This is a genomic window from Kamptonema sp. PCC 6506 (assembly GCF_000180455.1).
GTDB lineage: Bacteria > Cyanobacteriota > Cyanobacteriia > Cyanobacteriales > Microcoleaceae > Kamptonema > Kamptonema formosum.
This window is the reverse complement of sequence record NZ_CACA01000022.1, coordinates 1-5778: the sequence shown is the minus strand read 5'-3', so window position 1 is coordinate 5778 and position 5778 is coordinate 1. Positions and strand designations below refer to the sequence as shown.

7 protein-coding genes are annotated in these 5778 nt (G+C 40.5%); 4 read left to right on the top strand and 3 right to left on the bottom strand.

Features of this window, described 5'->3' with window-relative positions; genetic code table 11:
* The 4 genes from OSCI_RS01190 to OSCI_RS01175 all read left to right on the top strand — a co-directional run.
* A partial coding sequence (locus tag OSCI_RS01190; RefSeq protein WP_039961494.1) for a CHAT domain-containing protein occupies window positions 1–1729 on the top strand: 1729 nt, incomplete at its 5' end.
* A 2-nt stretch (window positions 1730–1731) separates the two neighbouring features.
* Window positions 1732–2094, top strand: a complete 363-nt coding sequence (locus OSCI_RS01185) for a hypothetical protein (protein WP_007353005.1) — start codon at window positions 1732–1734, stop codon at window positions 2092–2094.
* A gap of 16 nt (window positions 2095–2110) precedes the next feature.
* Window positions 2111–2557: a DUF29 family protein gene (locus OSCI_RS01180; RefSeq protein ID WP_007353004.1), complete on the top strand. Its 447-nt coding sequence runs from the start codon at window positions 2111–2113 to the stop codon at window positions 2555–2557.
* A gap of 7 nt (window positions 2558–2564) precedes the next feature.
* Entirely contained in the window at window positions 2565–3929 is a 1365-nt protein-coding gene (locus OSCI_RS01175) for a hypothetical protein (protein ID WP_007353003.1), read from the top strand.
* Here the strand turns inward: OSCI_RS01175 and OSCI_RS01170 are convergent.
* The 3 genes from OSCI_RS01170 to OSCI_RS01160 form a co-directional block, all read right to left on the bottom strand.
* A complete protein-coding gene (locus tag OSCI_RS01170) occupies window positions 3922–4293 on the bottom strand; it encodes a sulfite exporter TauE/SafE family protein (protein WP_007353002.1) in 372 nt (123 codons plus the stop codon). The two genes, OSCI_RS01175 and OSCI_RS01170, sit on opposite strands and share 8 nt — an antisense overlap.
* A gap of 48 nt (window positions 4294–4341) precedes the next feature.
* Complete coding sequence (locus OSCI_RS01165) at window positions 4342–5334, bottom strand: acetamidase/formamidase family protein (protein ID WP_007353001.1); 993 nt, start codon at window positions 5332–5334, stop codon at window positions 4342–4344.
* A 98-nt stretch (window positions 5335–5432) separates the two neighbouring features.
* Window positions 5433–5778: Hpt domain-containing protein (locus tag OSCI_RS01160; protein WP_039961491.1), on the bottom strand; the 346-nt coding region annotated here is incomplete at its 5' end.

The following is a 5778-nucleotide window of genomic DNA, read 5'->3' as shown; positions in this document are numbered from 1 at the left end:
TCACAATGCTTTAACTATCAGAACTCGTGAAGCTTTCCCGCAAAATTATACAGAAACTTTATTTAATTTAGGTAATCTTTACCGCAGTAACCAGCAATGGCAACTCGCTTATGATACCTACGCCCCCGCGATTGAAACCGTAGAAATTTTACGGGGTGAGATTCAATCAATTCAATCGGGAGATGAAATCAAACAGAAATTAGCTGAAGAATGGAATCAACTCTATTTGGGCATGGTAGAAGCTTGCATCCAACTACAACGCTACACCGAAGCTGTGGAATTTGCCGAACGTTCCAAGGGACAAAACTTAATCGAGTTGCTATCAGTAAAAGATTTGTATCCCAAAGGAGAAATCCCCGCCGCAGTGCGCCAAGAATTGCAACAGTTAAGACTGAGAATTGCTGAGGAAAATCAACGCCTAAAACAAGCTGAGGAAAAAAACTATGACTTCATCAACCAACTCCGCCAAGATTTAGCGGCAAAATATCCCTATACACCTCTCAAATTTGGGGAAATCAAGCAGTTAGCCGATGAAAAAACAGCTATTGTTGAATGGTACATTTTAGGCAGTAGCTTTTGTGTCTTCATTATCACTAATGACAACCCCCAACCACAGATTTTATCATTTCCTGAGTCGGATTTAGATAAATTAATTGATTGGACTAGGGAATATTTAGGAGATTACTATCGTAACCGCGAACAATGGCAAAATAGCCTAGAAACCAAACTCGCAAACCTAGCCCAAATTCTCCACATTGATGAAATTGTCAATGCCATTCCCCAAACCTGCGATCAATTAATCCTAATTCCCCACCGCTACCTGCACCTCTTCCCTATCCACGCCTTACCTGTTAGTAAGGAAACTTGGCAACGCTTTCACCTCAATAACCAAAACTGTCCTCTAAATCCTTATTTCATTGACTGTTTCGATGACGGAGTTCGGTATGCCGCCAGTTGTCAATTACTCCACAAAGTCCAACAACAACCACCGCGACTATTCGATAGTTTATTCGCCATCAAAACCCCCACAAAAGATTTGTATGAGGGTAATGGAGATTATGGAGTTGTTAATGCAATCAAACAACAATTTGAAGCGCCGATAGTTTTCAAGAAAAAAGAGGCTAAAATATCGGCTTTACTAAGCCTCGATCTCTCAGGGAAAACAGAGGCAAATCCCCAACTCGAAACAACCAACAGTTTATTTTTCTACTGTCATGGTTTCTTCGATCCTAACTCACCCTTAAATTCAGGCTTACAGTTAGCCGATGGCAACCTCACCCTCGCCGATATTATCGCTCACTTTGACCTAAAAAATTGCCGACTTGTCACCATGTCCGCCTGCGAAACAAGTTTTACCGACTTCAACAGTAATAGTGACGAATACATCGGTTTACCCAGTGGTTTCATGTTAGCAGGAAGCCATAATATTATCGGTAGTTTATGGACAGTAAGCGCCTTTGCTACTTCCCTACTGATGACCAAATTCTACGAAGAACTTAAACAATCTAATAACATCGCTCTTGCCCTCAATCAGTCGCAAAAGTGGCTCCGAGATGTTACAATCAAAGGACTACTAGATTGGCTCCCCAACTCTAAACTAGAGGATGTCTGGCAAGAAGAGCTAGAAACGACCCTCAAAAAATGGGAAAAAGAGCTAGGTGCTGATTCTCAACCCTTCAATTCACCTTGTTATTGGGCAGCTTTCTGTGCTATCGGCAAAGGAGTTTAATCATGGTTTATCAAAAAAGAGTTAATTGTTTTATCGAAGTTCTAAAAAACCAAAGCGATCTTTTTACTGAAAAAGACCGGATTGAATTGGCAGAAATAATCAATCAAATACCAGAAGATGATGATGAAACAATTTGGCAAGCAATTTCCCATTGGCTCCAATTGCATCCTAATGTTAAAGAAGCCCACAACATCAACTTAAAAAATACAGAATCCTCCCCCCTCCCAGACAAACATCTCGGTCCAGGTGGTTCCAAACCCGAAAAAAGTCCAGATAAACCCACTGGAGAGCCTACGGTTCTGCAAAAATTGAAAAACGAAATTAATCCACACAACCCCCTCGATCCACCCAAACAATCACCCTAATTTCCCTTTTTAACTAATGGAAGAAATCTTAGAACTGAAACAGCTTTTACTCCAAGGCGATATTAAAGGCGCTCTAGTAATTGCCGAAGAAATTGCCGAAATGAGCAAAAAAGACATCATCAATAACATTTACAGTTTTGCAGTAGTTTTGCTATTGCATCTAATCAAACAAAAAGTAGAAAACCGGACAACCCGCTCTTGGGATACTTCAATTAGAAACTCAGTTAGAAACATAAAGCGACTCAATAAACGTCTCAAATCTAACGGAGTCTATCTGAATTTAGAAGAATTAGAAGAGACTCTCATTGAAGCCTATTCTTCTGCTCTTGATGGCGCTGCTTTAGAAATTCTTGAAGGCATTTATGAAGCGCGACAACTAAAAACAATGGTTAAAGAAGACGATATTATCGCTAGTGCTTTAGCTTTGATTGCTTCTACCGAATCAACCGAAAACTCTCAATAAATTAGCTATGAAAAATGGTACAATTAGCCTCTATGCTTTTCACCTCGCTCGTACTTTCAACGATCCACCCGATCTAGCTAGTGAAGAGAAAGCTAAATCTTTTGGGAAAGAAGTCCAAGACAGATTAACTCAACAAATTGGCCCAAATGAACTAACAACCCTGCTACTTCACGATACCTATTTTACCGATTTAACTTTCTTTTACTCAGAAACAGATTTGACACCTGAAAAAATCGCTGCATTTTTACCTCAAAATATTAATGCTTCGATCGGTCAAACGATATTTATTTGTGACGAAGTTACCCATGAAACGGAAGCTAACCGAGATTCAGCGGATAGCTATGTGAGAAATTTCTTAAAAAACACCGAGTATGAAAATGATAAAATCACTACATCCGATGGAAGCAATTTATTAGGTATTCCTCTATTTGAATACTTTTGTCAAAGTACCGCTGAAAAAGCACCAGTCTGTCATATTCTAGTCTTGCTAAATTATCAGGATAAAAATGAAATTCTAAAGAAATTGACAGAACACTATGAAGATATAGTCGATTTACTCTGTAGCTACCATAAAATAAAGTTTGTTTATCAACAAGCCGAAGTTAGCTATCAAGATGCTCTGACAGTTTCTCAGCAAATAGAGCAAAAAATTACTGAATTTGTAGGTTATGTTGCAGATAAAAATAATAACTTAGATAAATTTAGTAATATGTTAGATGAATTGCCATCGTTAGCTCTGAAGCATTCTATTTACTGTGGGGAATTAGAAAGTTATGTGACTACTATTGAAATCAATCATCAAAACTATAAAACTTTCCTCCAAAAACTATTAAGCGCAGGTTCTAAACTAGACTCATGGCAAAAATTTAGCGATCGCACAGGAGACACTTTGATCAAACAAATCCAGTGCTGGCTCAACTACATGAGTCCTCGCAAAGAACTAGCACAACAACTCACTGCATCTATTCGTGGTATTGTAGAGATCGAACAAGCAAAGAGCGATCGCGAATTAGAAAATACCATTCAAGCAGTTGGTACTGGTATTGGTGTAGGAATTGGCTTTGCCGGCATCTTAGCCAGCAGCTACGAGTTGATCGAAAAACCTTGGGATTTTCCCTCTCCCCAACATCCTCTGCTTTGGCCGCATCCCTTCATTATTGCCATTACAGTTAGTTGTTTATTCGGTGGAGGCTTGGGATGGCTGGCTTGGCGGATTACTACTGGTAAAATGCTAAAAGCATCATCCTCTACTAACCAAATACGGGGATCTGTGCAGACAAGTTTATCTAGTTCTCAAAGTCCAGAAGTAGCGATTTCTCAGCAACCGGAACAAGTGCGATCGCTAACTTCTGATGATACAAAAATCACTTAAAAAATAAGTATCTGCACCCAATAACCAAGAGAAATCCACCATAAAGCTTCTTCATCATTTCACTACTAATATAAGGCTGATTCGCAAACAGAGCACCGAAAAAATTCCCAATAACTAAACCAATAGCAATAAAAACAGCGTGTTTAATATTCAAATTGCCATTGCGATAGTAGACCATCGCGGCTAAAATCCCAATAGGGAAAATTTGAGCAGCAATAGAAGTACCCGTTGCAAATTTCTGATCCATCCCCATTAATAATACCATTGCGGGCACCATAATTGCGCCGCCACCGATGCCGAACATCCCGCCGGCAACGCCAGCAGCTAAGCCAATTAATAAGAGTTGAACGATTGTAGATGACATGATGATTTGTTAGTAGTTATTCTGACTGAACAGGGAAAAAGTAATTAACTAAAATGGTAAACTGTTAGGTGGTAAAATAGACTTTTGTAGCATACCGTGAACTCCTTTATGGGGGCTATTTACAACTTGGGTGATCCGAAAGTTGACAGCAATGGAACACAAAACATAAGCTTCTTCTGCACTCATACCGATAAATTCTTCGAGAAAATCAATCATTTGTTTGAGTGCTAATTCAAAGGCTGCATCTAAGGTTTCAGCAAATCCCATTGTAATAATATCATTAGCTGTTTCTGCTAGGGGAGAAGTTAGCTTTAAGTCTTTACGAATTTTAATCTGTATAGTACCATTCATAGAAGTTTCAATAGCAGTGACATCTATCTCGCCGTCTCCTTGGGCGGAGTGTCCATCGCCGATGGAAAATAATGCACCAGGTACAAAAACTGGTAAGAATATTCGCGATCCTGGTTGCAGTTCCCGGTTGTCCATATTGCCGCCGTAATTTCCCGGCGGGATGGAGGAACGGTTATTTTCTGCTGTAGCAACGCCCAGAATGCCGAAGAAGGGATGCAGGGGGATATTGACTTGGAATTTGAGATTTTGGCTGTCAGATTTGGTGATGGGAAAATGAGCTACATTTTTATCTAAATCTAAGGTAAGAAAACGCAATCTTGGTTCTATGAATTCTTGGGGTAAGGCTCCCCATCCGGGCCGAATTGCATTGAATCCTATTGGTAAACTAGGGTAAATTTTTTCTAATTTGATTTCTAAAACGTCTCCCGGTTCTGCATTGTTAACATAAATAGGGCCTGTGAGCAAGTGGGGGCCGGGGCCGACTTTGCGATCGCGCGGCAAATTTTCACAAATATCTAGGAATTCCGGGGTGAGAAATTCGGAAGGGGCGCGATCGTAGACGTAGAAGCCGGAATAAGTTTCTACATCAATGCGATCGCCTGACTCAATTGTTAATGCTGGTTCCAATTCACAGGAGAAGCCGCCAAGATGTACGGTTTTGCAGTTAGCTTTGAGAAGGTGATGTGTCATTTTTTTTAATTGTTAGCGGTTAACTGTTAACGGTTAACTGTTAACGGTTAATTGTTAGCGGTTAACTGTTAACGGTTAACTGTTAAAGGTAATTGAAACTACTCGGCTAGAAGAGTGGTAATGAAATCTCGGACGCGATCGAGGTGACTTTTCAACTCGCTCGAAAGTTCGTTTGCTCCTACAAGGGATTGCGATCGCCCCAGTTGTTCCAGTTGAGCCGCGACATCTAAGAGCGATCGCGCCCCCAAATTAGCTGAAGCACCTTTAATCCTATGCGATCGCTGCTCGACAGCAAGAAAATCATTAGCCGCGATCGCTCTCTCTAAATCAGCCAAGTCTGTCTCAGAAGTCTTGAGAAACGCCTCTAAAAGCCGCCTTTGCAAATCCGCCTTCCCTAGAGAGAATTTTTGCAACTGGCCGATGTCTATGGGAGAGGGTGGAGGA

Bases quoted from the DNA above. Each gene is read 5' to 3' on its own strand.
- OSCI_RS01180 (WP_007353004.1), top strand. From the start codon at position 2,111: ATGGAAGAAATCTTAGAACTGAAACAGCTTTTACTCCAAGGCGATATT.
- OSCI_RS01175 (WP_007353003.1), top strand. From the start codon at position 2,565: ATGAAAAATGGTACAATTAGCCTCTATGCTTTTCACCTCGCTCGTACT.
- OSCI_RS01170 (WP_007353002.1), bottom strand. From the start codon at position 4,293: ATGTCATCTACAATCGTTCAACTCTTATTAATTGGCTTAGCTGCTGGC.
- OSCI_RS01185 (WP_007353005.1), top strand. From the start codon at position 1,732: ATGGTTTATCAAAAAAGAGTTAATTGTTTTATCGAAGTTCTAAAAAAC.
- OSCI_RS01165 (WP_007353001.1), bottom strand. From the start codon at position 5,334: ATGACACATCACCTTCTCAAAGCTAACTGCAAAACCGTACATCTTGGC.